The following is a 22,139-nucleotide window of genomic DNA, read 5'->3' as shown; positions in this document are numbered from 1 at the left end:
CTTAAGGGGCTGTCACCCTGGACCGCGTATTTACGGCGCCGGTGCCCGGAAGCGTGGTCTTACCCGGAAGCGTGGCGCCACACATATGCGTAAGCGTCCAGGGCACCACCCCTGTATTCCCACCCCCTCCCGCCGTCCCCCGGCTCTCCCGTCCCGCGCGGGTCGTAGGGTGGCGCTGTGCCCGCCCACCGCAGCTGGACCCCCTCCGGTCCGTACGACCTCGCGCGCAGCCTGAGCGTGCTGCGGCGGGGACCGGGCGACCCGGCGTTCCAGGTGTCCGCCGACGGCGCCATCTGGCGCGCCAGCCGGACCCCGGAGGGCGCGGGGACGCTACGTGTGGTGCCCAGGGGCGAGGCGGTCGAGGCGCAGGCCTGGGGGCCGGGCGCCGACTGGCTGCTGGAGCGGCTGCCCGCCCTGCTCGGCGCCGACGACGACCCCTCCGCCTTCACCCCCCGCCACCGCCTGGTGCACGAGGCACACCGCCGTCACCCGGGCCTCCGGCTGATCCGCACGGGTCTGGTTCTGGAGTCGCTGATCCCCTCGATCCTGGAGCAGAAGGTCACCAGCGACGAGGCGTACCGGGGCTGGCGGCTGCTGCTCCAGCGCCACGGCGAGCCCGCCCCCGGCCCCGCCGGGCGGCTGCGGATCATGCCCGATCCGCGCACCTGGGCGCTGATCCCGTCCTGGGAGTGGCACCGGGCCGGCGTCGACGCCAAGCGCTCGTCGACCATCCTGCGGGCCGTACGGGTCGCCCGGCGCCTGGAGGAGGCCGCGGCCATGGACCTCGCCGCCGCCTCGGCCCGGCTCCAGGCCATCCCGGGCATCGGGCCGTGGACGGCGGCGGAGACCCTTCAGCGCAGCAACGGGACGCCTGATGCGATCACGGTCGGCGATCTGCATCTGCCGAAGATCATCGGCTATGCGCTCACCGGCGAGCGCGGCACTGATGACGCGGCGATGCTGGAGCTGCTGGCCCCCTACGCCGGCCAGCGCCACCGCGCCGCCCGGCTGATTGTGCTGGCCGGCCGGGTTCCCCCACGCCGCGCTCCGCGCTTCTCGGTTCGGGACTTCCGGGCGATCTGAGTCACTTAGTGCTGGATGGTGCGGAATGTCACCGACACCCGACGTCCGCGGGGGACACGGCCTGCCGCGCCGGGGTCGCTCTTGCGCGGGGCGATGGCGTGGCGCCAAGTGTACCGGGCCGGGCCCGCCATGACCAGCAGGCTGCCCGGCGCCAGGGGCACCGCGAGCTTTGTGGCGTCGGTGGGGTCGGTGAAGTCCATGAGGCAGCTGGAACCCAGGGATATCGCGGCGACGACCGGGCCGAAGCACGGCACGCAGTCGACGTGGGCGCTGATCCCCTGCCCCGGCTGGTACTCGTTGACGATGACTTGCTCCGCCTTTTCGTCCATCAACTTTTCGGCCACCAGCCGGGTGGCCAACTCCCGGGCCCAGTCCGGAAGCGGCGGCGCGGATTCCGCCGAGTCGGCGGCCACGCTGCGGCGGCCGTAGTCGTACCGATGGCCGTAATGCTGCACACGCCGCTTCAGCTGCGCCGACCATGACGCCGCGTCGATCCGCGCGAGCAAGGCCGCGCCGGCGTGGGGAGTGAGCCAGTCGGCGATGTAGCGCAGCCCGGGTACGGCCGCCGGCGTGGCGTGGTCAGAGGTCTCGGACATGCCGGCACATTAGCCATCCGTTTTGGTGGTCCGTGCCACCAGTGCCTGTACCTCCGCATAGGAGGGGGCTGTGAGGTCCGTCGACTGGCCGTCGCGGATGGCGGTCGCGGCGGTCACGGCCGCCGCCAGGGCACTGCGGTAGAGCAGCGAGCCGAGGCTGACCCTGCGCACGCCCAGCGCGGCCAGCTCGGCGACGGTGGGCCCGGTCGGCGTGTACAGGATGTTCAGCGGTACGAGGAGGGCCGCCGTCAGGGCGGCGATCCCGTCCGGGTCCGACAGCCCCGGCACGAACACCCCGTCCGCCCCGGCCTGTTCGTAGGCCGCGAGGCGCGCCGCGGTGTCTTCCCTGTGGCGTCCGAGCCAGTGGGTGTCGGTGCGGGCGTTGACGAACAGTGCGGGCGCGGCAGCTTTGACCGCGGCGATCTTCGCGGCGTGCAGCTCCACGGGGGCGAGGGTGCCGTCCGGCCGGCCGTCTTCGAGGTTGATCCCCGCCGCGCCCGCGTCGTACAGCTCTCGGGCCAGCTCGGCCACTTCCTCCGGGTCGTCGCTGAAGCCCCCTTCGGCGTCGACGGTGAACAGGAAGGAGCCCTGCCCGAGGCTGCGGGCCAGGGCCAAGGTCGCGTTCCTGGTCGCGGCCGCCCCGTCCGGCAGTCCGGCGGCCGCGGCCACGCCCAGGCTCGTGGTGCCGATCGCCGGGAAGCCCTCCGCCGCCAGGGCGGCCGCGGAGGCGTAGTCCCAGGCGTTGGGCAGCAGGAGTGGGGCGCCGGGCCGGTGGTGCAGGGCGCGCAGCCGGGCGGCACCATCATGCGTTGTGTGTGTCATGTCCCGACGCTACGGCGGGGACGGTTCGGCGCCGCCCTAACGGTTCGCGGCTGGGCGACGGCTGTGTCGGTAGGGCTTGCGAACATGGGCGCATGAGCAAAGCGATCACGATGAAGACGGTCACCCTGAGCGAGACTCTCGCCTATGTGCGGGGCGGTGAACTCACCGCCCTCCAGGAGGAGACCCTCGGCACCATGCGCGAGCGGGCGCGGGCCGACCAGCACGACCTCGAGCGCCAGGGCATCGACTGGGGCCTCACCGTCCCCGAGGCCCTGGAACACCTCATCACGGGCCGGGCCGACGCGGACGGCGAGTGTGCCGGCAACGCGTACTACACCGCGCTGCTGGCCGTCATCGGGCGCACCGGATCCGACCCCATCGACGTGGGCGTGTATTCCAAACCGTCGACCTTCTTCGGCCTCATGGATGATGAGCTCCGGGCTCTGGGAGTCCCCGCCGACCTGCTGCCGCGTAGTTTCCTGTTCGCGCACTTCGCCGAGCTGCTCCCGTTCGGGGTGCCGGGCCCCGCGGACGGTTACCCGGCCATCGGCTATCTCCCCCTGGCCAAGGCGAAGACCGTCGCCGACGCCTATGCGGCTGTACTCGACCGCATGGACGACGACTTCACCCGCCACGCCGAACTCCTCATCGACAAACTCAATGTGGAGCACGAGGAGTGGCAGACCTCCCTGAAGTACGGCCACACCATGGACACGCTCGTGTTCTGGATCGAGGACTGATCTTATGACCGCTGTTGTTTGAGGATCAGCGGTGCCGTGACGCACGCGGCGGCGAGGAGGATGCCGAAGCCGACCGTCAGGGCGGTGGTGTAGCCGTGCACGGATGCCCCCGTCGGCGTGGCGTGGCGCGCGGAGGCCAGGTGTGAGGCCGCGGCGCTGGTCGCGATGGTGTTGAGCAGCGCGGTGCCGAGCGCGGCCCCGAGTTGCTGGGAGGCGTTGTAGGCGGCCGACGCGGCTCCGATGTCGTACGGGTGCACGTCCGAGGTGGCCAGGCCGGCGGTCGGGGGCAGGACGCAGCCGAGGCCGAGGCCGGTGAGCACCAGGGCGGGTACGAGATACAGCGGCAGGACGTCCGTGGTCTGCGGCGTCAGGCGGGTCAGGATGAGCATCCCGGCGGCCGCGGCGATCAGCCCGGGCAGGATCAGCATCGCGGGCGGGACGCGTCCGTGCAGCCGGCCGGCGATGAGCGTGGAGCCGAGCAGGGCGGCCAGCGCGTTGATGATGAGCGTCAGGCCCGCCTGGACCGGCGAGTAGCCGAGGACGGTCTGTGTGTAGTAGCTCATGAACAGGTAGAAGCCGAACATCGCGACGAACATCAGGGTGATCGAGACGAGCGCACCTGCGCGGGCGCGGTGCGAGAGCACGCGCATCGGCAGCAGCGGGCTCGGGGCGCGCACCTCGACGGCGGCGAACGCGGCCAGCAGCAGGACACCGCCGACCAGCAGCGCCAGCACCTTCGGCGAACCCCAGCCGAGCGGCTCGGCTTCGTTGAAGGCGTACACCACGGCGCCGAAGCCCGCGGCGCTGAGCAGCGCGCCCGCGACATCGAGCCGTCCGCCGTCGCGGATCGGGCGGTCCGCCGGCACGAGCGCCGTGCCGCCCACGGCGAACAGGGCGATGGGCACGTTGATGTACAGGCACCACCGCCAGCTCGTGTACTCGGTCAGCAGCCCTCCGGCGACCAGGCCGAGGGCCGATCCGGCGGCCCCGACCGCGGCGAACACACCGAACGCCCGGCCGCGTTCGCGCTGCTCGGTGAACGTCGTGGTCAGCAACGACAGCCCGGCGGGCGCCAGCGCGGCGGCGAACACCCCTTGCAGGGCCCGGGCCCCGAAGAGCATCCCGGGGTTCACCGCGGCTCCGCCCAGCGCGGACGAGGCGGCGAAGCCGACCAGGCCGATGATGAACGTGCGCCGGTGGCCGAGCGCGCTGCTGACCCGGCCGCCGATCAGTAACAGCCCGCCGAAGGCCAGGGCGTACGCGGTGATCGCCCACTGCCGGCTCGCGTCGGACATGCCGAGCGCGGTCTGCGCGGAGGGCAGCGCGATGTTCACGATCGTCCCGTCCAGGACCACGAGAAGCTGGGCCGCGCTGACCGCGAGCAGCGTCCACCACCGCCGCCGGTTGTCGTGGGTCTTGACGGCAGGCTCCGCCCTGGGCGGTTTGATGTCTGGGGAGTTCATGTCTTCGAGTGTTTCGTTGAACTGACCCCGGAGACTTTTCACCGCCCGCGGTCCGCGACCCGGGGCCGATGAGCGGACAACCCTCAACCCCGGGTTGAACCCGGGCCGGTCCCGTGTCAGCTCCTCCGTATAGCTTCAGCTGCCATGACCAGCCTGGATACAACGATGAGGTCGTCGGCCGACCCGGCAAAGGTGAGGTTCTACCGGATCGCTGTCGAGGGCTCCCGGCTGATCCGCTCGGCGTGGACCGAGGGAAGGCGGCCCCGGGAGACCGTGACGGAGTGCGCGAGCGAGCCCGAGGCGGAGCGGGAGTTCGAGAAACTGTGCTGGAAGAAGCTGCGGGAGGGCTTCGCCCGCGTCGCCGACGCCGCCCAGGCGGCGCGCGGCGCCGTCGTGCTCGACGTCAAGGTCCCGAACCGGTGCTGGGCCGAGGCGTTCGACCTGTCTCCGGACGGCCGGACCATCGTCATCGGCACGATGCTCAAGGACGCGTACGGTGCCGAGATCCACCTGATCGACGTCGGCACCGGACACCGCCGGCTGATCCACACCGAGCCAGTGGGCGATAGGCAGACGTTCGTGCACGCCGTGCACTTCGACGCAGGCGGTGAGCACGTCGTCTACGCGCTCAATGAGGAAACGCGCCTGTTCAATCCGGCAAGCGGGCAAACCCGGGTGCTCGCCCGATACAGGGAGTTCCAGGACGCCCACTTCAACTCTTTCCGCGTGCGTCCTTCATGGGACGCGGCCCGGCGGCGGCTGCTGCTCTTCGACACCGGCGACCGCGTCCGCATAGTCGGCACACTCGACCAGGACGGGAACGACGTGTTCGCGACGTCCGGGGAAAGGCCCTCGATGCGCTGCTGGGCGGGCGCGCTTTCGCCGTCCGGGAAACTCATGGCGCTGTGCTTCACCAAGGGGTCCCGGTACAAGGACGACGACCCCGAGGTCACCGAGGTCGAGATCTGGGACATCGACCGGCGAAAGGTCGTGCGCCGCATCCCGATGGACCGGAAGCCGCATTCGATCGGCTTCGATCCCGTCGACACGCTGTTGGTCGCCAACCCCGAGTCCCACGAGGGCCCGCGCGCGTACTCCCTGGAGACCGGCGAACTCGTCTGGCACTTCCCGCACCCGTTTCTCGCCGACCGCGGGGCCACCTGCTACGGCTGGGCGTACTCGCCCGACGGCTCCACCCTGGCCATCGGCCGACGGGGCGACACCGACGTCGTCGACGCCGTGACCCGCCACAGTGACCCCGCCTTCGCACACCGCCCAGGAGACCTGGGCACGGGGCGCACCTATACGGTCAGGATCTCTGCGGACGGCACGCTCGTCGCCTCCGGCGGCGACACCGGCCGCATCATCGTCCGCAAACTCTGAGCAGGCGGGGACGAAGGGCGCTTGCCTTGTTTCCGATGGGCGCTCAGGCGTCGAGTGCCCGCCGGAACACGTCCGCGTGTGCGGCGCACCAGGCGGCAAAGGTACGGGGCTTGCGGGCGAGGAGTTGCTCGACGGTGTCCGTGCGGAGTCCGGTGGTGTCGGCGCGCATGAGGGTGAAGCCTTCTATGAGGGCCTGGGCGAGGGCCGGCGGTGCCCCGTGGGGGAATCGGGACCGTACCGCCTCGGCCGCTGTGGCGACCTCGCGGATCTTGATGGCGGTCCCGGTCGCTTCCGCGAGGAGGCGGACCTGGTCGGTGATGGTGAGCGTCTCGGCGCCGGTGAGAACGTATTCCTGGCCCTGGTGGCCGTCCTGGGTCAGGGCGAGGGCGGCCACGGCGGCGATGTCCGCGGGGTCGATGGGTGCGTAGCGGCCGGGGCCGATGGGGTCGAGGACGTAGCGGGCTTCGCGGAGGGTGGGCAGCCAGTCCAGGGCGTTGGTCATGAAGCCGCCGGGGCGCAGGAAGGTGGCCGGGATGCCGGAGGCGCGGACGAGGTTTTCGCGTTCGCGGTGCCAGCGGCCCATGGCGGGCATGGGGTCGCCCAGGACGTTGAAGGAGGACAGGTGCACGATGTGGCGTACTCCGACGGCCCGGGCGGCGGTGACCGCGTGTGCGGTGTGGGCGGTGCCGATCCCCGGGGTGAGCAGGAACAGGCGGTCTGCGCCGTGGAAGGCGGAGGTGAGTGTCGTCGGCTCGTCCAGGTCGGCCACGACGCGTTCGGCCCGCTGGGGCAGGTCGGCGGCGCGGGCCGGGTCGCGCACGAGGATGCGGAATTCGGCGCCCTGCGCGTCGAGTTGGCGGACGAGTTCGCGGCCGATGTTTCCGGTGGCTCCGGTGAGCAGTAGCATGACACTCCTTCGGTCATTTGCCGGTTAACGAGTTCATCGGGCCGGACGTTAGCCGGGAAATGATTAGCCGTCAAACGATCGACTGGTGGCCTCGGGTGCCCGTCCCGTACACCGCCTCACCGGAAGGCCGCGATGCCCGAGTTCCTGGACCTGCACAGCAAGACGTCGAAGACCCTGCGGGCCCTGGCCGAGCGCGGCATGCGGGAGCACGGCCTCCACCTCGGACAGAACCACCTCCTCGCGGCCCTCTGGGAACACGACGGCCGCACCCCGGGCGAGATCGCCGCGGCGCTCCACGTCACCACCCCCACCGTCACCAAGATGGCCACCCGCATGGCCGCCACCGGCCTGCTCACCCGGCGCCCCGACGACCGGGACAGCCGCCTCGTCAGACTGTGGCTCACCGACGCCGGACGCGCCCTGCAAAAACCGGTCGAGCAGGAACGCCGACGCATGGAGGAAGCCGTGACCGCAGACCTCACCGACGACGAACGGCGCCATTTGCTCAGCGCGCTGACGAAGATCCACCGCGCCGCGAACGACCTCCTGGACGACGCCTGAAGTCCTCGACGCCGTCCTCGACGCCGTCATCGATCCGGCTGCGTCCGCACATGCCCCGGGCCGCCGCCGATGAAGCGGTTCACAGGTGTACGCCTCGGTGTGTGGCCCACGCCTCGGTTGCCTCAGCCATGGCTGCCAGCCACCGCTCTTCGGGCCTCCGAAGGGCCCTGCGGCGGTTCATGCGGGCGTAGGCCACGGCAAAGGCGTCGATGGCCTCCGGGTCGGCGTTCGTCCACGTCGTGCATTTGGACGCCCACGACTCGGCACTCTTTGGTGTGTGGTCGGCGGCAACGAGTTGCACCACGAGCATGGCCGGATCGATGAACGCCGCGCCTCTGGTCGGCCAGGACCAGTCCACGACCCAGGACCGCCGGCCGATGAGCAGGTTGCTCGGGTTGATATCCACGTGGAGTAGCGCGTCGCCCCGGAACAGGGCCGGAGCGCCCCTGTCGGCGAACCAGTCCCACCGGGTCTCTGTCCAGTCCCGGACGCCCCTCGGAAGCACCCTCCTGGGCGTCAAGCGGCAGGAGTTTGACTGCTAGACAGCTCAGGCTCGAGGCGCCCCGGGCAAACTGTTGCCGGGGTCCCTTGAAAGATCACGACTCATCCGGCGCGTACTGCGAAGCAACGAGGAGGAAAAGTGACTCCTGAGGTTATCGGCCCGTATCGGAAGTCGTCGTATTCCCTGCAAGAGGGCAATTGTGTAGAGATTGCGGCCACGACCGGGGGCGGCCGTGCCGTGCGGGACAGCAAGGACAAGCGCGGCCCGCACCTGACGTTCACGGGAGGCGCCTGGCAGGCGTTCCTCCGGGGCGTCAAGCGGCGGGAGTTCGACCGCTAGGCAGCTCAGAAGCCTGAGGGGCCCCGGGAGCGACTGTCGGGGCCTGCCTCGTTGGCAGCGTGTGTCCCAAAACCATCGCACCGGCCCCCGTGACCGCAGCGCAATGACACCGTCGCGCTGCGTCGTTGATAGCGTCCCTGCCATGTCCACTCCACAGCATCCAGGTTGGGACGCGGGCCAGGGCCCCGGTCAGGCTCCACGGGTCGGATACGGTCCGCCCGCGGGTTACGGTCCGCAGCCACCCGGTGCCTATCAGCCCCATCTCCCGTACAACCCCCAGGCCGGGGCGGGATATCCGCCTCAGCCGATGACCATGCCGGGGACGGTCCGGGCCGCGCAGGTGCTGTTCTTCGTCATGGCCGGGCTCGTCGCCCTCGGCGTAGTGCTGTCCGGCGACCCGGAGAAGGCCGGCGCGATCGTCGGGGCGAGTTTTCCCGTGATCGTCGGCTTTGTATGTGCGCTCCGGTTCGGTAAAAGCGGGCCCGGGAACAGGACGACAGCGATTGTCTTCGCTTCCTTGATGATCGCCGTCGGGTTCGGCGCGATGGGACAGCGTCAACCGGCGGGCCTGGTCGAGTTGGTGTTCGGCATCGTGATCGTGGTGCTGCTGTCGCAGCGGCAGTCCGCCGAATGGTTCCGCCGGATCCGTTCCTGAGGCAACCGCGTTCACACTTGCCGAATGACACTCTTTACGGCGTAAACCGACCGGTCGCCCAAGGAGATGCTATGAGCGGACGCCTCAGGATCGTGCTGTTCTCGCACTCCGCCGACGGCTTCGCCATCGCACAGAGCGCATGCGAGGCGGCCGGTCACGAGCCGATCGCGTATGTGTACGCGCGTGCGTCGCGCCCCGGGCGCGGCAGTGGTCCGGGAGCGCCGACCGCGGCGGCCGGCATTGTGGAGTCCCTTCCCGCGGGGGTCGACCTGCTGTTACCCCGCAGCGCCGCGAGTCTGGCACGGGCGCTGCCGGGCTACCGGCCCGATCTGCTGCTCTGCAATGGCTTTCCCTGGCGGATCCCCCGCCGGGTGCTGGACGCGGCACGGCTCGGCGGAATCAACGTCCATCCGTCCTTACTGCCGCGCCACCGCGGCCCCATCCCGATCCATTGGGCGATCCGGGCCGGGGATCGCGAGACCGGGGTCACCGTCCACTGGATGGACGAGGAATTCGACACCGGGCGGGTGATCGTCCAGCGCGGCGGTGTGCCGCTGGAGGACGAGGTGGTGCCGGATGAGCTGTTGGCCCGCATGGACGCCCTGACCAGCGAACTGATTCCACTCGCCCTGCGGCGCGTCGACGCCGGTGGCTCCGCTGACGCCAGTGACGTCGGCGAGCCGCAGGACGAGGCGAAGGCGACCTACGCGGGCTGGATGGGGGAGGACTTTCGCCGCGTGGACCGGACCCGGACCGCGCGGGAGATCCACAACCAGGTCCGCGCCTCCCGGTTCGGCGTATACGACCCGCCCGGCCCCGTCGTTGAGGTGAACGGCCGCTGGGTGTCGGTGCTGCGGACGCGTACCGACCCGGGCGAAGGGGGCGTACGGATCGACTGTGCGGACGGGCCGCTGTGGATCGTAGAGTCGCAGTCCGTGGAGCGACCGGAGTAGCCGGTCACGCTCGCTCCAGGGCGCGGCCGATCCGGGCATGGAGGTCAGCGGCTCGTGGATCCCCGTAGCCGGCCATCAGGGTCAGCGCCTCGGACCAGTGCGTGCGCGCCTCGTCGGACCGGCCCGCCGCGTCCAGCGCGGCGGCGAGCCCGTCGAGAGCCAGGGCCAGTTGCCAATCGTTGCTCAGGTCGCGATGCGTCGCCGCCGCGCTGCGGTGGAAGTCGGCCGCCTCGTCGAACCGTTCGAGCTGCTGGTACGCCTCTCCCGCGCCCTGCCAGGCTCGTGCCTCGCGTGAACGGTCACCGAGCCGCCGCTGGAGGACGGCGGCCCGCTGGTACGAGGCCAGGGCGTCATCGGCGTGGCCGGTCGCCTGCTGGGCCCGCCCCAGCGTGAGCAGCCAGTACCCCTCCCACATGGTGTTGCGATGGCTCACCGCGATGTCCACCGCCTGCCGTGCGTGTCCAAGAGCCTCTTGCGGCTCGCCCTGGTCCAGAGAGGCGGCGCTGAGCAGCCGAAGGACATTGCCCTGGCCGCCCTTGTTGTCCAGCGCGCGGAACATCTCCAGGGCACTCTGCGCGAGGTCACGGGCCTGGTCCGCAGCTCCGAGTTCGTACGCCACCTCGGCGGAGTTCGCCAAGGCGACGGCCTCCCACTGAGGGGCGCCGATCTCCCGGAAGAGCGTCAGCGCCTCGTCGAAGCCGATCCTCGCATCGCTCAACCGCCGCTCCCTGAGGCGGATCAGGCCGACGTCGTTGAGGGAGAGCGCCTCGCCCAGCCGGTCCCCGCGCTCGCGGCGGATGGCGAGGGCGGCCTCGTGGAAGTCCGCCGCTTCGGACAGCCGGTGGGACTGGGTGCAGGCCATGCCCAGGCTTTCCAGGATCTCGGCCTCGGTGCCACGGTCACCGAGCCGCCGCGCGGCCCGCAGCCCGATATGTCCCATGGCCAGCCAGTCCTCGAACGGGTTGAGCAGCATATGGATGCCGCGCAGCACGGCCGCCAACTGCCAGGCGATCTCGTCCAGCCCGGCTGCCTCCGCCTCGCGGGCGACGGCCATCAGGTTCGCCGACTCCAGCTCGTACCAGGACATGGCCTGCTCGTAGCTGTCGAAGGTCAGGGCGGTGATACCCGCGTCCAGGGGGCTGAGCGGGATACGGGCCTCTCCCGGATTGATCCACCCCTGGGCCGCGTCGGCGGCGTGTACGTACCAGGTGAGGATCCGGCGCACCGCGGCCGCGCGGGTCTCGGGGGCCTCCTCGTACTGGGTTTGGTCGGTCGCGTAGGCGCGCAGCAGGTCATGGAACTCGTAGCGGTCGGGCGCGGTCTGTTCCAGCAGATGGGCCCCGGCGAGAGAGTCCAGCAGACGATGGGCCTGGGCGGTGCTGAGACCGGCGATCGCGGCGGCGGCCGGCACTCCGAAGGCCGGTCCCGGGTGGAGACCGAGCAGCCGGAACAGCGTCGCGGCCTCGGCGGTCAGCGCCCGGTAGGACCACGCGAACACCGTGCGTACGGCGTCGGCTTCCGGCTCGTCGCCCACGCTCAGGGCCTCCCACAGCGACGATTCGTCGCGCAGGTCCCGTATCAGGTCGTCGAGGTGCATCCACGGGCGGCTCGCGGCACGCTCGGCGGCGATCCGCAGGGCCAGCGGAAGCCGGGCGCATAACTGCGCCAACTCGGCGAGTTTCTGTCCGTCGTCTTCCGTCCGGTAGTCGGCGGAGACGACGGACAGCAGCTCGACGGCATCCGGCTCGTCCAGCATCCCGAGCGTCAGCCGACGCGCCCCGTCCCGGACGCTGAGCCCCGACAGACGGCTGCGGCTGGTGACGATGACCAGGCAGCCCGCCGTACCGGGCAGCAGAGGGCGCACCTGGGCCGCCGTGGCGGCGTTGTCGAGGACGATCAGCATTCGCCGTTCGGCCAGCAGCGACCGATAGAGCGCCGCGGCGGCCTCCTCGTCCCGCGGAATCGCCCGAGCGGGCACTCCCAGCGCGGCCAGGAACCGGTTCAGCGCCTCATGAGCGGTCACCGGCGAGCCCGGGTCGTAGCCGCGCAGGTTCACGTACAACTGGCCGTCCGGGAAGGATCGGGCGGCCTGGTGCGCCCAGTGCAGGGCGAGCGAGGTCTTGCCCACCCCGGCGGTCCCGGCGATGACATAGACGCATACGATCAGCGGCTCGCCAACCTGCGACTGGTCGTCGAGGACTGCGTTGAGCTGCCGCATCTCACTGCCGCGATTAACGAATCCGCGGATATCGGCGGGGAGTTGGCGTGGCTTCGGCGCGTCGTAACCGGAGCGGCGCTCGCCGGTATGGAAGTGAACGCCGCCTTCGATGTCTCTCGCCTGGACGACGTCGGACGCGGAGCCCGACAGCTCCGAATGGGTGCTGTGGGGTCCAGGCCCAGGCCCGCGCTCCGCGTCCTCGCCGTGCTGCTCACTGTGTCCGCTGATCTTCTACTCCATGTGGGGCGGTGGCAGGTGCCTTGTGTTTTCGTCGAAGTATGGGATCAGGTCCTCGCCCGAATCGTAGAGATCCCTGATGAATGCGCGACACCGGTCGGTGGTCTCGGTGTCGGAGTAGTGGATGGCCCCGTCCAGAACGCCCTGCTGCGTGTAGCGGATCTCGTAGACGGCGCGTTCGCCGAGCGTCAACAGCTCCGGTAACGGCGCCTCCTTCTCCAGGAACCGGACGCGCTCTGGGCTCACCACTCGGATTCTTTCCCCGCACTCCGCGCGCAGCCGCAGTAAGTGCAGTTCCCACTGGAGATAAGGGGTGAGTGGTTCCTGGACGACGCGGACACGGAAAAGAGTGATCCCGCGCCGCTCGTTCTCCTCTGAGAACTCCCGGAGATAGTCGCGCTCTTCCTGGATGAGCCTCAGGGCGCCGTGCCAGTCGCCGCGGTCGAACGCCTCCCAGCTGGCGAAACCCGGCTCCCGGAAATGCTGGCATCGTTCCAGCTTCCATGAGTCCTGCCCGTCGATCGTCCACTGGCGCTGCCGGAAGTCACGACGGTAGCTGTCCAGATCGAGAGGCGCGCCGCGCGATGTGTCGAGGCGGAGACTGTCAAGGCCGAGCATCGGGAATATCCGGTTTCGCCGTGCTCAGCATCGCACCCGGCAGGATCACCAGCCGCTCGTCCGCGGCGATCGTGACATCGTCGGGCAACCGAGCCGCGTAGGTCTCCGTCAGATCCCGGCCGATCACCGCGATGTCGCCGTTGTCCAACTGCCAGATATCGGGGCACCCGTCGCGGCCACCTGTGCAGTTCAGCTCCTTGGCGGACTTCCCTAACCGCCGCTCGAACGAGGCCGCGGGGTCGGCCTCCCAGGCTCGGTCCATTACCTCTCCCATCCCGCACCACGGAAGACAGCGACTACTCACTGTATGCATGATCGACACTCATGGCAACGGATTGTCGATCACGCGTGGGATTATCTGCGCGATTCTGAGCGCGATTGGCCGAAACCCTGACCCGGCCTTGGTGCTCAGCGGTAAGCGCACCAGGGGACGGCGCAGACACTGGCCGCCATGCCGGTCATGCCATGCTGGGTCCCGCTACGAGGCCGATGGGGGAACAGATGGCGAGCGAAACACGTGTAGGCCGCTTGGTCGCGGGACGCTATCGGCTCATCGGCGAATTGGGTTCCGGCGGGTTCGGGCGGGTGTGGAAGGCCCGGGACGAGAGTTTGCGTGTCGACGTTGCGCTCAAGGAGGTCACGCTCTCCCAGGCCGGGTCCGGCGCGGAGCGTACCGAGCGGGTGAACCGCGCCATCCACGAGGCCCGCAACGCCGCGCGGCTGCGCACCCACCCCAACATCGTGGCCGTCCACGACGTGGTGCGGGAAGACGATGTGCCGTGGATCGTCATGGAGTTGGTGACCGGGGGCACACTGGACGAGGAGATCCGCGAACGTGGCCGCGTCCCGGCCGCGGAGGTATGGAGGATCGCCCAGGCGGTCCTGGGAGCGTTGGGGGCGGCGCATGCGGCCGGCATCGTGCACCGCGACGTCAAGCCGTCCAACGTGATGCTCGCCGACGACGGCCGGGTCCTGCTGGCCGATTTCGGCATCGCCGTGCACGATGCCGACACCGCACTGACCGCAACCGGCGGGGTGATCGGCTCCCTCGAGTACATCGCGCCCGAGCGGATCGGGCACGGCGACGACAGCCCCGCCGGCGACCTGTTCTCCCTGGGCGTCACCCTCTACCACGCGGTGGAGGGTGTCTCCCCGTTCCACCGCGCCACCCCCACGGCCTCGGTCGCAGCCGTCATGGCGCACGAGCCGGACCCCCCGAAGCACGCCGGCGAACTCGCCGGACTCCTCACGCGGCTGCTGGACAAGGCCCCTGCCGCCAGGGCCACCGTCTCCGAGGCGCTGGCGATGCTGGATACCGGCCCGACCGTCCCCGTACCCGAGAGGCCAACAGCCGTCATGTCCCCTGCCGGTGCCCCTGGGCGTGCGGGGCTCCGAGGTGCGGTCGCGACAGTCTGGGCAGGCCGCTCGCGCCGTCGGCGGCTGGCGACCGCCGGTGTAGCCGGCATGGCGATTCTGCTCGCGGTCGTGCTCGCGGTGACGATCGCCACATCGGGAGACCGCACGGGCACGTCCGGGAAGCCGCGTCTGTATGAAAAGGGCGATGTCGCGTTGTGCACCCGCTCACCCGTGGTGACCTGCCCGGATCCGTCTGGTGGGAATGTCGACCTGGATACCGCGTCCCTTGGGCAGGAAGAAGAGGGGAATGCAGGCACCGACCTCGCGATCCTCCGCAACAGGCTCGCTGCCATCACCTCCGCCGAACTCGGCCGATACCCCCACGACGGCCCTCCGGCCGGCCCGGCCGACTGCCAGTCCGGCAACGTTGACTGGAAGGGTTCCCAAAACTCTGGATTCCTGGGCAGTGACCTTTCCAAGGGCATGATCCTCTGCGTCAGGACCACCGAGGGCCGATACGGCTACCTCCGGATTGCCAAGGCCGCAAGCTACGAGGACGGTGCCCTCGGGCGGGCGGATTTCACGTACCAGCTCTGGAAGAAGGCAGGCGACACGTAACCGTCGAGCCTTGCGGTGGCAAGGACGCGTGGAGCCATTCCGGCCGTGTCCGCTACTCCGGCCGGACCAGCCGGGTGTCGTACGCGAAGATCACCGCCTGGACGCGGTCCCGGGCGCCGATCTTCGCGAGGATGCGGCCCACGTGCGTCTTGACGGTGGACTCCGCGACGACCAGCCGCTCCGCGATCTCGCCGTTCGTCCAGCCCCGGCCGATCGCCGTCAGCACCTCGCGCTCGCGGCCGGTGAGGGCTGTCAGGCGGGGGTCGGCTCCGGCGGGCGCGTCCGGCGTCGGCAGGTGGTGGGCGTAGCGGTCGAGGAGGCGGCGGGTCAGGGCCGGGGCGACGACCGCGTCGCCGCTCGCCACGGCCCGTATCCCTGCGAGCAGTTCCTCCGGGCGGGCGTCCTTGACGAGGAAGCCGCTCGCACCGGCGCGCAGGCCGGCGTGGGCCGGTGGGTTATCCCGTATGTGTGTGCGGGGGCGGCCGGTGTGCGGTCGTGTCGTTCCGGCGTGGGCCTTGGGCCGCTGGGGTGCGGGTCTGGTCTCATCCGGGGTTGCCACGGTGCACTTTCCGGCGTTTAGCCGAGCAGAGGCCGTCTGTTGCCGGGGAAGGGTGTTCCCTCGGGGTTCGGCTGCCGCGCGGGTCCGGCCCGAGGGCGCGGACTTCGGTGCGGTTGACTCGGACAGGGCTTCTTGCAGCCCTTGGGTGAAGAGGATCTGGGCGGTGCGGGCGCGGTGGTGGTCGAGGCGGGCGGTGGTGGGGTCGTTGGGGTCGGTGAGGGTGGTGAAGGCGGCCAGGGCGGCGGAGACCAGGTCCCGGTCGCCGCGCAGCCCGCAGCCGCCGTCGGCCGGGTCGCAGTGGTGGATGCGGTCGCGCAGGGATTTGGGTGCGCGTCGGCCGCACAGGCAGTGCTGGGACAGGGCGGTGGTGAAGGTCGAGGCGCGCAGGAGGCGTCCGCCGGTGGCCGTGCACTCGGCGGCCAGTTGGGTGATCAGCCGTCCGGGGGTGGTGGCGGAGCAGGCGCGGCCCCACAGGCGGAACCAGGTGCGGATGTCGCAGTCCTCGACGGTCAGGTGCGGGCCGTGGGCGGCGACCAGGTGGGCGGCGATCTTCTTCGCACGGTGATGGGATGCCTCGGCCGCGCTCGCGGCCGCGGCGCTGTGGCGGGCCCGCAGATTCCGGTAGCCGGTACTGAGCGTGTCGCGGCGGTAGGCCTGCCGGGGTTTCCCGGTCGTGGTGGTGTGCCGGGGTCCGGCCGGGACGGTCACGGTCTTGGCGGGCAGGCCTGCCGCCTGTCGGCGTTCGTCGCGGGTCTGTTGGCGGCGGGAGGGGCGGTACTGCCGGGGGTTGGTGGCGCGGCGGGAGCGGTCGAGGGCGCGCTGGCGTCCCCGGGCCTTCTTGCGTGCTGTGGCCAGGGCGTGTTGCTCCTGCTGGGTCAGGGTGATCCGGTCGGAGTGCACGCCGCCGTCATCGGGGTCGAGCGTGGCGGGGAGGGAGACGACGGCGAGGTTGGAGACGTTGCCGTCCACCCCGCCGACACGCTGGAGGGCGGCGGCCTGCCGGCGCCGTGTACGGGTGGCGCGGGAGGCGTAGCCGGGGGCGAGGACCATCAGATGGGCCTCGTAGGCCCAGCCGCCCGGGGCGGCCGGATCCCGCCTGCGCACCAGGTCGATCTTGTGCCACCGGCTCGGGTCGTCCAGGTAGTGCAGCAGATAGGGCCAGCGCCCGGCACCCTGCGCAAGCCGCACCGGCAGGACGATGTCCCCGCGCCCGGTGGGCCCTCCGGCGAAGACGACGGTCAGCGGCCCGGTGTGGTCGAACCAGGACGCCGCCCTGCCGCGGGGGCGGCCTGCGGCGTCGAGGGTGCCGGTGGGGACGCCTGCGGTGGGCCGGGCGGGGGCGGGCATGCGGCGTGGCTGGGCCAGCACCCGTATGCCCGGGGCGAGGCCTGCGGCCTGGGCGGGGGTGGTGACCTGGGGCGGCAGCGCGGGGTGCCGGAAGGTGTCCAGGTGTCCGGCGAGGGTGCCGTGCAGGCGGAAGGTCTCCCACTTGCGGTCGGTGGTGTGCGAGCGGGCCCGGCCCGGGATACGGGTGTACTCCCACCACGTCCCGGTCCTGGGGCGCCCGGCCCGCCGCCCTGACGCGTCGGGGTGCAGATGCCGGGCCACCCCGGCCCACACCTCGTCGGCCTGATGCATCACCAACACCTTCGACACATGACCGCTCAACCAGCGTGAGCGCTCCAGATGCCGATACGCGCGCCGCTCCAGCCCGGTGCGGGACAGGCCCAGCTCCGCCCGCCATGCCTTCACGTCCCTCTCGCGCCGCACGTCACCGGCCCAGTAGGCGCCGGCCACATCCCGCGCGTCACGCTGCAGGGCGCGTTTGATCTGCCACATCGCCGAGAACAACTGCTCGACCCGGCGGCGGACATCCGCATCGGCGACCACCAGCGGCAGCCGGATCACCGACACCGGCGCATCCTTCGGCCGCCGCCACACCTCACCCCGGTTCGGACCCCGAAACCGCCGCCCCTCCCCAGGAGCAGGAGCAGGAGCAGCCGATGATCGACCCGCCACGCTCTCCCCCCTCTCCCGACCAGCGTCAACGTCAGGCATAACGTCATGAAGTCAGTTCGGGTTACGGTCAGTTGTGCGGAACTTCGTCTCGCCACCTGCCGTTCAGCCCAGTTGAAGGCGTGGACGGGGCTGTCCGGGCCGCAGCTGCACACCCTGATCACCCGTTGGTGGCGACGCCGCCCGGGACGGGACGGGAACTCAGCGCACAACCTCGTCGCCCTTGCATAGTGGCCGACACCACAGGTTCCAGAGTGGCCGGAGACCTGGACGCCGCGAAGGTGTCGAAGCCTGGTGGAGCCGACCGTAGGACCCACGCCATCCGACCCAGCCGCAAGGCCGGGCCGGGGAGGGCAGGCGGCGTAATCCCCACCCCACGTGGGAAGGAAGTGAGCGACCGTACTTGAACCGAAGCCCTCACGCTTTGGCGATGTGACGGACCATCCAGGCCGTAGTGCCCGGAATGCCGAGAACCGCTAAGGCTCTTGGCAACGGCTAGCGCACCACCAGGAACGCGTCCGCGTCCCGCGGTGGCCGGGCCGAGGGCGGGGCCGCCGGGCGGCCCACCGCGACCGCCCCCATCGGATCCCACTCCTCGGGCAGCCCCAGCACCTGACGCACCACCGGGCGGCAGAACATCGTCGACGACACCCACGCCGACCCCAGCCCCTCGCCTGCCAGCGCGACCAGCAGATTCTGCACCCCGGCGCCCGCCGCCACCACGAACATCTCGCGCTCGGCCGCAGCGCGCCGGGCGTCCGGGTAGGCGTGCGCGCCGTCCGCTACCAGGCAGGGCACCACCAGATACGGCGCCTTGCGCAGCACGTCCCCGCGCCGCACCCGCTTGGCGATGCTCTCCTCGGAGAAGCCGTCGCCCCGCAGATCCGCGATCCAGGCCTCGCGCATCGCGTCGAGCAGCCGCAGCCGCGACTCCGCCGACTCCAGGAGCACAAACCGCCAGGGCGTGGTGTGGTGCGGGGCCGGGGCAGTGATCGCGGCGGCCACGGCCCGGCGCACCGCGGCGCTCTCCACCGGCTCGTCGGTGAACTCCCGCACCGTACGGCGCAGGGTGACGGCCTCGCGGACGGCCTCGGAGGTGCCGAGCCGGAACATGTCGTCGGCCGCGCCCCGGATCAGCGGCCGGGCCCCGTCGTCGGGATCGGAGGGATCGGAGGGATCGTCGGGGGCGTCGGGTTCGCCGGGGGCGTTGGCGGTGTCGGCCGGCCGTACGACATGCGGCAGGCCCCGCACGACCGCCACCGGCAGCCCGCCCGCCTTCCCCTTGACCAGATCGCCCGCCGCCGCCAGCTCGTCGGCCGTGGCGACCACGGTGACGCTCAGCGCGTTGCCGTGGGCGTCGGTGCCGCCGCGCAGGTCCTCCAGGACCCGCACCCCCGCCGCCCCGATGGCGACGTCGGTCACCCCGCTGCGCCAAGGCCGCCCGAAGGTGTCGGTGACCACGATCCCCACCTCGACCCCGAGCGCGTCCCGCAGCCCGGCCCGGAGCCGCCGCGCCGAGGCGTCGGGATCCTCGGGGAGCAACAGCACGGTCCCGGCGGGGGTGTTGGAGGCGTCGACCCCGGCCGCGGCCATCACCAGGCCGTGCCGGGTCTCCACGATGCGGGTGCGCCCGCGTCGCGCGACGATGCGGACCGCCTCGGCGTCTATGGCGGCCTCGCGGTCCTCGGCCTGGACGATCCGCCCCTCCGCCTTGCTGACGATCTTGGAGGTGACGAGCAGGACGTCGCCGTCCGCGAGCCCCGGCAGCCCCTCCGCGGCCGCGGCCTCGGCGATGAGCTTGGCGAGGTCGTCGCCGGGGCGCACCTCGGGGATGCCGGGCAGCGCCCACACCCGGTACGTCGGGGCCTGCGTCATGCCCGTACCTCCTCGGCCAGCTTCAGGGCCTCCGCGGCCATCCGGGCCGTGGCCTCGACGTCGGTCATCATCAGCGGGACGGCGCGGCAGCGGATCCCGGCGGCCTCGACCTCGCCCACGGCGGCCGCGTCCACGGTGTCCACGAGCCAGCCGTCGAGCAGCCCGGAGCCGTAGTGGCGGGCGACGGCCGCGGCGGTGGACTCCACGCCCACGGCGGCCAGCACCTTGTCGGCCATGCCGCGCACGGGCGCGTCGCCGACGATGGGGGACAGGCCGACGACGGGCACCCCGGCGTCGGCGATGGCCTCCCGGACGCCGGGCACGGCCAGGATGGTGCCGACGCTGACGACGGGGTTGGAGGGCGGGAAGAGGACGACGTCGGCCGCGGCGATGGCCTCCAGCACCCCGGGCGCGGGCTTGGCCTGCTCGGCGCCGACGGGGATGACCGCGTGGGCGGGCACGGAGGCGCGCAGCCGCACCCAGTACTCCTGGAAGTGGACGGCCTTGCGCGCGGGGCGGCCCTCGTCGGCCCCCTCGGCAGCCGGCGCGTCGGGGTCGTCGATCAGGACGTGTGTCTCGATGCGGTCGTCGGTCATCGGCAGCAGCCGCACGCCGGGCTGCCAGCGCGCGCACAGGGCCTCGGTGACGGCGCTCAGCGGATAGCCCGCGCCGATCATCTGAGTCCGGACGATGTGTGTGGCGAAGTCCCGGTCGCCGAGGCCGAACCACTCGGGCCCGACGCCGTACGCCGCCAGCTCCTCCTTGACGGCGAAGCTCTCGTCGGCCCGGCCCCAGCCCTGGTCCTCGTGGATGCCCCCGCCGAGGGTGTACATCACCGTGTCGAGGTCGGGGCAGACCTTGAGGCCGAAGAGGTGGATGTCGTCGCCGGTGTTCCCGATGACGGTGATGTCGGCGTCCGGCGCCGCCGACTTCAGACCGCGGAGGAAACGGGCGCCGCCGATGCCGCCTGCCAGAACCACAATGCGCATGCGGACATACTCTCAGCCGCCTAGGACATCCAGAGTGTCCGGGGCGTCCGGAACCAAGCCATTCGTGCGGCCTTCCGCCAGCTCCCGCACCGCGTCCTGCGAGGGGTGCATCGGCATGTCGGTCAGCCCGGGGAAGTAGATGTGCAGGCTGACGGCCGGTTCGAGCGAGTCGTTGACGACGTCGTGGACATAGCCCGGCGCGAAGACGCGCTGTGCGCCCGCCGTCAGGGTGTGCCGCCCGCCGTGTCCCACCCGCTCGGTCAGCTCGCCTTCGAGGACGGTCAGCACGCCCGAGGACGCGCCGTGGTCATGGGCCCCGCTGCCCTGGCCGGGGACCCAGCTGAGCAGCCACACCTCGTAGCCGGGGCCGGTGCGCAGCCGGTGGTACCAGCGGCTGGTGGCGTCGTACTGGACCAGGGGCGCCCAGCGGGCGCGGTCGGCGGCGATGGAGCGGGCCAGTCCGGCGAAGGCGGAGACGGTGGAGGGGTGTGCGGGTGCGGGCGGCAGCAGATGCGGGATGGCGAGCGGGTCACCGGCGATCTGGACGTCGCTGTTCATGGGGGTCCTCGGCGGAAGGTGGCGTGGCGGGCGCGGGGGCGGCCGCGCGGCGGCGGCTGCGTAAGACGGCTGTGTGAGGCGGCCGCGTGAGGCGTCTGCGAAAGACGGCTCGGCGAGGCGGCTGCTGCGCGAGATGGCTGGAGCTCAGGGGCGTCGACAGGCATCAACAGCTGGAACAGCGACAGCGAGCCTGCACGGCGCAGCGGAACCCGTGGTCGCGGGTCGGCTGGGGCGCGGGGGTCACTGACATGCGGACTAGGAGACCGGGTCGCCGACCCCCGTGTCAACTTGACGTCCGGATGGTGGGCGAAGTTTCACCTCATCCGGTTGCGGGAGGGGCGGAGGGGTTTGTGCCGGGCGGGAACCGGTCAGACGGCGCAACACCTGGAGCGCCCGGAGTGCAACGGGATCGGCCTTCGTGACGTCCTCCTCTGTGAGTAAGAGAAGGGACGCGAGTGGCGATCGGGGAAGGTGTCGGCTTTAGGCTGATTTGAACACTTTCTGCTTCGCCTTGGTTCCGCAGAGTGAATAAGGGGCTCAATAGCAGATCTCGGCTTGACTGGCCCGGATCGGCACACTTGTAATTTCACTCGTGTCGTTTCTGCCCGACGCGCCGACCGACCGACCGACGGACCGACGGCAGGGCAGCGGACATGGGGACGCAATGACAGACGAGGGGCGCACATGACCGAGTTGTTCCAGCAACTGCTGGTCGAAGAGGCGGACGAGGAGCTCGGTTGGCAGGAGCGCGCACTGTGCGCCCAGACCGATCCCGAGTCGTTCTTCCCGGAAAAGGGCGGATCCACCCGTGAGGCGAAGAAGGTCTGCCTCGCCTGTGAGGTCCGTTCCGAATGCCTCGAGTACGCCCTTGCCAACGATGAGCGCTTCGGTATCTGGGGCGGTCTGTCCGAGCGGGAACGCCGCCGACTGAAAAAGGCAGCCGTCTGACCCCACGCCATACCAGACCTGAAGCAGCGGTCCGTCTCCCGTCCCTTGGTGCCGGGAGGCGGACCGCTGTGTACACAGCCGTTAGTGTGGGGCCCCGTCCGAGACGCGCGGGCGCCGCCAAGGGCGCGCGCGTCCACCGCAGT

At 71.0% G+C, this 22,139-nt stretch carries 19 protein-coding genes and 2 pseudogenes; 9 read left to right on the top strand and 12 right to left on the bottom strand.

Annotation, left to right across the window (positions count from 1 at the left end; all coding sequences use genetic code 11):
* The first annotated feature begins 177 nt into the window (after positions 1–177).
* Complete coding sequence (locus ACH4S9_RS29025) at positions 178–1,083, top strand: DNA-3-methyladenine glycosylase family protein (RefSeq protein ID WP_398374481.1); 906 nt, start codon at positions 178–180, stop codon at positions 1,081–1,083.
* Between the two features lie 5 nt (positions 1,084–1,088).
* Here ACH4S9_RS29025 and ACH4S9_RS29020 read toward each other — a convergent pair whose 3' ends face one another.
* Entirely contained in the window at positions 1,089–1,679 is a 591-nt protein-coding gene (locus ACH4S9_RS29020; RefSeq protein WP_398374480.1) for an alpha-ketoglutarate-dependent dioxygenase AlkB, read from the bottom strand.
* 39 nt (positions 1,680–1,718) lie between these two features.
* Positions 1,719–2,459: pseudogene (locus ACH4S9_RS29015) on the bottom strand (isocitrate lyase/phosphoenolpyruvate mutase family protein); the annotation flags it as partial.
* 134 nt (positions 2,460–2,593) lie between these two features.
* Between ACH4S9_RS29015 and ACH4S9_RS29010 the strand changes: the two are divergent.
* The gene (locus ACH4S9_RS29010) at positions 2,594–3,241 is read left to right on the top strand and encodes a hypothetical protein (RefSeq protein WP_398374479.1); all 648 of its coding nucleotides are present in this window, start codon (positions 2,594–2,596) and stop codon (positions 3,239–3,241) included.
* 2 nt (positions 3,242–3,243) lie between these two features.
* On the opposite strand, the gene ACH4S9_RS29005 is transcribed toward ACH4S9_RS29010, so the two are convergent.
* Positions 3,244–4,704: an MFS transporter gene (locus ACH4S9_RS29005; protein WP_398374478.1), complete on the bottom strand. Its 1,461-nt coding sequence runs from the start codon at positions 4,702–4,704 to the stop codon at positions 3,244–3,246.
* 144 nt (positions 4,705–4,848) lie between these two features.
* Here ACH4S9_RS29005 and ACH4S9_RS29000 point away from each other — a divergent pair, with 144 nt between their 5' ends.
* A complete protein-coding gene (locus ACH4S9_RS29000) occupies positions 4,849–6,087 on the top strand; it encodes a WD40 repeat domain-containing protein (RefSeq protein WP_385348516.1) in 1,239 nt (412 codons plus the stop codon).
* Positions 6,088–6,130: 43 nt separating this feature from the next.
* On the opposite strand, the gene ACH4S9_RS28995 is transcribed toward ACH4S9_RS29000, so the two are convergent.
* Complete coding sequence (locus ACH4S9_RS28995; protein WP_398374476.1) at positions 6,131–6,994, bottom strand: NAD(P)H-binding protein; 864 nt, start codon at positions 6,992–6,994, stop codon at positions 6,131–6,133.
* 132 nt (positions 6,995–7,126) lie between these two features.
* On the opposite strand from ACH4S9_RS28995, the gene ACH4S9_RS28990 reads away from it, so the two are divergent.
* On the top strand, positions 7,127–7,555 hold the full coding sequence (locus ACH4S9_RS28990) for a MarR family winged helix-turn-helix transcriptional regulator (RefSeq protein WP_014177067.1): 429 nt from the start codon (positions 7,127–7,129) through the stop codon (positions 7,553–7,555).
* A 79-nt stretch (positions 7,556–7,634) separates the two neighbouring features.
* Here the strand turns inward: ACH4S9_RS28990 and ACH4S9_RS28985 are convergent, their stop codons facing one another.
* Positions 7,635–8,075, bottom strand: a complete 441-nt coding sequence (locus ACH4S9_RS28985) for a protein kinase (RefSeq protein WP_398374475.1) — start codon at positions 8,073–8,075, stop codon at positions 7,635–7,637.
* Positions 8,076–8,195: 120 nt separating this feature from the next.
* On the opposite strand from ACH4S9_RS28985, the gene ACH4S9_RS28980 reads away from it, so the two are divergent.
* The 3 genes from ACH4S9_RS28980 (at position 8,196) to ACH4S9_RS28970 (ending at position 10,004) form a co-directional block, all read left to right on the top strand.
* Positions 8,196–8,396 (top strand): DUF397 domain-containing protein, encoded by a 201-nt coding sequence (locus tag ACH4S9_RS28980; RefSeq protein ID WP_398374474.1) that lies wholly within the window; start codon positions 8,196–8,198, stop codon positions 8,394–8,396.
* Positions 8,397–8,736: 340 nt separating this feature from the next.
* Positions 8,737–9,051, top strand: coding sequence for a hypothetical protein (locus tag ACH4S9_RS28975; RefSeq protein WP_311729443.1), 315 nt, complete (start codon positions 8,737–8,739; stop codon positions 9,049–9,051).
* 71 nt (positions 9,052–9,122) lie between these two features.
* Entirely contained in the window at positions 9,123–10,004 is an 882-nt protein-coding gene (locus ACH4S9_RS28970; RefSeq protein WP_398374473.1) for a methionyl-tRNA formyltransferase, read from the top strand.
* A gap of 4 nt (positions 10,005–10,008) precedes the next feature.
* On the opposite strand, the gene ACH4S9_RS28965 is transcribed toward ACH4S9_RS28970, so the two are convergent.
* The 3 genes from ACH4S9_RS28965 to ACH4S9_RS28955 form a co-directional block, all read right to left on the bottom strand.
* Positions 10,009–12,222 (bottom strand): ATP-binding protein, encoded by a 2,214-nt coding sequence (locus ACH4S9_RS28965; RefSeq protein ID WP_398374472.1) that lies wholly within the window; start codon positions 12,220–12,222, stop codon positions 10,009–10,011.
* Between the two features lie 231 nt (positions 12,223–12,453).
* Entirely contained in the window at positions 12,454–13,077 is a 624-nt protein-coding gene (locus ACH4S9_RS28960; RefSeq protein ID WP_311729446.1) for a DUF6879 family protein, read from the bottom strand.
* Complete coding sequence (locus ACH4S9_RS28955; protein ID WP_311729447.1) at positions 13,064–13,339, bottom strand: hypothetical protein; 276 nt, start codon at positions 13,337–13,339, stop codon at positions 13,064–13,066. The genes ACH4S9_RS28960 and ACH4S9_RS28955 overlap by 14 nt, the downstream gene beginning before the upstream one ends.
* A gap of 239 nt (positions 13,340–13,578) precedes the next feature.
* On the opposite strand from ACH4S9_RS28955, the gene ACH4S9_RS28950 reads away from it, so the two are divergent.
* Positions 13,579–15,051: a serine/threonine-protein kinase gene (locus ACH4S9_RS28950; RefSeq protein WP_398374470.1), complete on the top strand. Its 1,473-nt coding sequence runs from the start codon at positions 13,579–13,581 to the stop codon at positions 15,049–15,051.
* 52 nt (positions 15,052–15,103) lie between these two features.
* Here ACH4S9_RS28950 and ACH4S9_RS28945 read toward each other — a convergent pair.
* The 4 genes and pseudogenes from ACH4S9_RS28945 to ACH4S9_RS28930 form a co-directional block, all read right to left on the bottom strand.
* Positions 15,104–15,499: pseudogene (locus tag ACH4S9_RS28945) on the bottom strand (LuxR C-terminal-related transcriptional regulator); the annotation flags it as partial.
* Between the two features lie 2,622 nt (positions 15,500–18,121).
* Entirely contained in the window at positions 18,122–19,501 is a 1,380-nt protein-coding gene (locus tag ACH4S9_RS28940) for a coenzyme F420-0:L-glutamate ligase (protein WP_398374469.1), read from the bottom strand.
* Positions 19,498–20,490, bottom strand: a complete 993-nt coding sequence (gene cofD / locus ACH4S9_RS28935) for a 2-phospho-L-lactate transferase (RefSeq protein ID WP_398374467.1) — start codon at positions 20,488–20,490, stop codon at positions 19,498–19,500. The genes ACH4S9_RS28940 and cofD overlap by 4 nt, the downstream gene beginning before the upstream one ends.
* A gap of 12 nt (positions 20,491–20,502) precedes the next feature.
* Positions 20,503–21,048 (bottom strand): cysteine dioxygenase family protein, encoded by a 546-nt coding sequence (locus tag ACH4S9_RS28930; RefSeq protein ID WP_311729451.1) that lies wholly within the window; start codon positions 21,046–21,048, stop codon positions 20,503–20,505.
* 684 nt (positions 21,049–21,732) lie between these two features.
* Here ACH4S9_RS28930 and ACH4S9_RS28925 point away from each other — a divergent pair.
* Positions 21,733–21,996: a WhiB family transcriptional regulator gene (locus ACH4S9_RS28925; RefSeq protein ID WP_004952403.1), complete on the top strand. Its 264-nt coding sequence runs from the start codon at positions 21,733–21,735 to the stop codon at positions 21,994–21,996.
* Positions 21,997–22,139: the final 143 nt, after the last annotated feature.

The organism is Streptomyces sp. NPDC021225 (assembly GCF_044332865.1).
In the GTDB taxonomy this organism is placed as follows: domain Bacteria; phylum Actinomycetota; class Actinomycetes; order Streptomycetales; family Streptomycetaceae; genus Streptomyces.
Note: the sequence above shows the minus strand (reverse complement) of the source record. Positions and strands in the feature narration are given on the sequence as shown.